This is a genomic window from Pseudopedobacter sp. (genome assembly GCF_040392825.1).
In the GTDB taxonomy this organism is placed as follows: Bacteria; Bacteroidota; Bacteroidia; order Sphingobacteriales; family Sphingobacteriaceae; genus Pseudopedobacter.
The window spans coordinates 1-3,637 of record NZ_JBEBVH010000341.1 but is presented as its reverse complement, the minus strand read 5'-3'; the positions used below and the strand labels follow the sequence as shown (position 1 = coordinate 3,637).

General features: G+C 38.1%; 4 protein-coding genes and 1 other RNA gene. All 5 read left to right on the top strand.

What is annotated here, in order from left to right:
- The first annotated feature begins 246 nt into the window (after positions 1-246).
- Positions 247-681 carry a hypothetical protein gene (locus tag ABWO41_RS16615; RefSeq protein ID WP_353140411.1) on the top strand — a complete coding sequence of 145 codons (435 nt, stop codon included), beginning with the start codon at positions 247-249 and terminating at the stop codon, positions 679-681.
- A gap of 1 nt (position 682) precedes the next feature.
- Positions 683-1,339, top strand: a complete 657-nt coding sequence (locus ABWO41_RS16610; protein ID WP_353140409.1) for an SCO family protein — start codon at positions 683-685, stop codon at positions 1,337-1,339.
- 5 nt (positions 1,340-1,344) lie between these two features.
- Entirely contained in the window at positions 1,345-1,770 is a 426-nt protein-coding gene (locus tag ABWO41_RS16605; protein ID WP_353140407.1) for a c-type cytochrome, read from the top strand.
- Positions 1,771-1,784: 14 nt separating this feature from the next.
- Positions 1,785-2,178, top strand: an RNA gene (gene rnpB, locus ABWO41_RS16600) — RNase P RNA component class A.
- 102 nt (positions 2,179-2,280) lie between these two features.
- Positions 2,281-3,637: sigma-54-dependent transcriptional regulator (locus tag ABWO41_RS16595; RefSeq protein ID WP_353140405.1), on the top strand; the 1,357-nt coding region annotated here is incomplete at its 3' end.

Sequence of the window (3,637 nt, the reverse complement as noted above, 5' to 3'; positions counted from 1 at the left end):
AGTATGTCGATATTCGCAAATTAAACCGGCAACTATTTTCCACCGTATATAAATCGTCCCGGCTAAAAATAAATAACATTTAAGGCATTATTTGTTGATGGCCTGTCAGATTAATGGCATTTGTACAATAAATTCCTTTACAAGAGAAATAATTGTAAATTTGAGCCTCTCTGAATTCTAAAATGTCACGCAATTAAGTGTGAACATATATTTTATGATAAAATCCTTTTAAACATCTCAAATAAAATGAAGATTAGAATTTCACCACTGGTTATATTATTAGGTTTTGCTGCTATTTTAAGTTCTTGTGAAAATGAAAAGGCAGCACAGGAAAAATTACAAAAAGAAGTTCTGGATGCTCATGACGTTGTTATGGCCCGAATGGATGAACTTAACGAAGACCAGCTACAGCTTGACCAGTTAAGAAACAATTTTAAAAATTTAAACAACGTAGATACTGCCTCTTTAGGCTTAAGTATAGACAGTGCAAAAAGCGAACTGAGTAAAGCTGATGAAGCTATGATGCAATGGATGCACAATTTCAATCCTGACTATACAGGAATGTCTCATCAGCAGGTTATAGATTATTTAGCTCAGCAACGCAAAGGTATCGATTCTGTAAAAGTATTATTTGATCAATCTTTGTCCAGAAGCAAAGCAATTATCCAGAAACATAAATAACATGAAGAACTATTTTTTTAAGCTTGCAGCCTTAAGTTTGTTTACTTATATCGGATCTGGTTGTTCAGGAGACAAAAAGAGCGATAAGTTACCTTATTTGGGACATCGCGAGGCTATTGAAAAAAATGTAGATGGAAAAACAGTAGTTGATTCTGTTTATCAGACGATACCTGCTTTCTCTCTGTTGGATCAGGACAGTATAGTTATTGACAACCACAAGATGAGTGATAAAATTTACATTGCAGATTTTTTCTTCACTTCCTGTCCATCTATTTGTCCTGTTATGAAAAAACAGATGCTGCGTATTTATGAGAAATATAAGAATGAACCGCAACTAGAGTTTATTTCGCATACGATAGACCCGAAGAGAGATACTATACCTGTACTAAAAAAATATCAGGAAAAACTAGCTGTAGACGGCAATAAATGGCATTTTGTTTATGGAGATCGTGAAACGGTATATCAACTGGCAAGAAACGGTTATATGAATATCGCAGAGGAAGATGCCAAAGCTCCGGGCGGTATTATGCATTCCGGCTATTTTATTTTAGTAGATAAACAAGGTCATATCAGGGGTGCATACAATGGTACCGATGAAACTGAAGTAGATAAACTAATAGCAGACATTCCAACACTTTTAAAGGAGTATCAACAATAATCACTATGAGAAAGCATATTTTGTGGATTTTATTCCTGGGAGTGATTACGCTATTGTTCATATCATCATGTAGCGAACAGGAGATCAAATACCAGCGATATTATTCCGACGGCTTAACATTGTATAAAGATCATTGTCAGAGCTGTCATATGGCAGACGGAACGGGATTGAGAGGAGTTATTCCACCTCTAAGCGATACTACATTTTTAAAACGAAACAGAGACAAACTCGCCTGCATCGTAAAATACGGGTTAGATGACACCATTGTTGTTAATGGTGAAACTTATCAAACTCCAATGCCCGCCGAGAGTCATCTGGCAGCAATAGATATCGCCAAGATACTTACATACATTACCAACACCTTTGGAAATGAACAGGGCATCTATGATGTAACAGAAGTAGAAGCTGCATTAAATAAGAATTGCGAATAAAATCGTAAATTTGTAATGCAAATGGCTCTATCGCTGTTTCGATTTATCGGAAGAGAGGAAAGTCCGGGCAACACAGGGCAGCTTGCTTCCTAACGGGAAGGCATCTTGTAATAAAGATGACAGAAAGTGCTACAGAAAATAAACTACCCCGGCTAACCGGGGAAAAGGTGAAAACGTGAGGTAAGAGCTCACGACTTTGTATGGCGACATACATCGTGGTAAACCTCAGGCGTTGAAAGACCAAATAAATCCCGAGCGACAGGGCGGCCCGCTCTGCTGTTTTCTCAGAAAACTATCGGGAAGGGTAGGTCGTTAGATCATAACAGCAATGTTATGGCAAGATAAATGATAGAGGAATCCTGTAGAAATACAGGATTACAGAACCCGGCTTATAAATTTGCATTTATTACGTGTTTTGAGGTCCTGCATTTTCTGCAGGACTTTTTTTTTATTTATAAAATGTATACTTTAGTATACAGTTCATAGCAAAAACTGAATGAACCAATCTTTATGGCAAAAATTTTAATTATTGATGATGAAAGAGCTATCAGAAGTACATTACGTGACATCCTTGAATATGAAAATTTTGAGGTAGAAGACGTAGACAACGGTATAGACGGGCTTGAACTTATCAAAAAGAAAAACTTCGATCTTGTCCTCTGCGACATCAAAATGAACAAGATGGACGGTATGGAAGTGCTTACAAAAGGGCTTTCTCTTAAGCCGGACCTTCCCTTCATCATGATATCTGGACATGGAACAGTAGAAACTGCTATCGAAGCTTCCAAAAAAGGCGCTTTTGACTTTATTTCCAAACCACCAGATTTAAACAGACTGCTGATTACAGTTCGTAACGCCCTTGACAGAGGTTCGTTAGTTACAGAAACAAAAGCTCTAAAACAGAAAGTCAGCAAAACTAAAACCAGAGAGATCTTAGGTGAATCTCCCGCAATCCAGAAAATAAAAGAAACCATAGACCGGGTTGCTCCTACCGATGCCCGCGTATTGGTTACTGGTGCAAACGGTAGTGGTAAAGAGCTTGTGGCCAGATGGCTCCATGAGAAATCTAACCGTGCTACGGGTCCTTTAGTAGAAGTTAACTGTGCGGCTATTCCTTCCGAATTAATAGAGTCAGAATTATTTGGACATGAAAAGGGCTCTTTTACTTCTGCTGTAAAACAAAGAATAGGAAAGTTTGAGCAGGCTAACGGTGGCACTTTATTCCTCGACGAAATTGGCGACATGAGCCTTTCTGCACAGGCTAAAGTACTAAGAGCATTACAGGAAAACAAAATAACCCGTGTGGGCGGAGAAAAGGAAATAGATGTTAATGTGAGAGTTGTTGCCGCTACTAACAAAGATCTGCTAAAAGAGATTGAGAATGGAAACTTTAGAATGGATTTATATCACCGTTTAAATGTGATCCACATTCATGTACCGCCTTTGGTAGACAGGACAAGTGACATCCCCCTCCTATCGGAAACTTTTTGTGAGGAAATCTGTGCCGACTACGGAATGCCTGTAAAACAAATATCAATAGCGGCACATGAGGCTCTTAAACTCCTGCCCTGGAGCGGTAATATCCGTGAATTAAGAAATGTTATCGAAAGGCTTATTATCCTAAGTGATAAAGTTATTACAGATGAAGATGTTAGAGTATACTCTAACCCCAACGAGAGCATTTATGAACCCGTTAAAGCATCTGTAAACAATTCTCACGGTGCTGGTGCAGGCATAGACTTCGATTCTTTTACCAGCTTTCAGGATTACAAAGACTATGCAGAGAAAGAATACATTAAGTTTAAATTGGAAAAGAACAACTGGAATGTATCTAAAACCGCAGAGGATATAGATATACAAAGAAGTC

Coding starts and splice junctions, on each gene's coding strand:
- ABWO41_RS16610 (WP_353140409.1), top strand. CDS start 683: ATGAAGAACTATTTTTTTAAGCTTGCAGCCTTAAGTTTGTTTACTTAT.
- ABWO41_RS16605 (WP_353140407.1), top strand. CDS start 1,345: ATGAGAAAGCATATTTTGTGGATTTTATTCCTGGGAGTGATTACGCTA.
- ABWO41_RS16615 (WP_353140411.1), top strand. CDS start 247: ATGAAGATTAGAATTTCACCACTGGTTATATTATTAGGTTTTGCTGCT.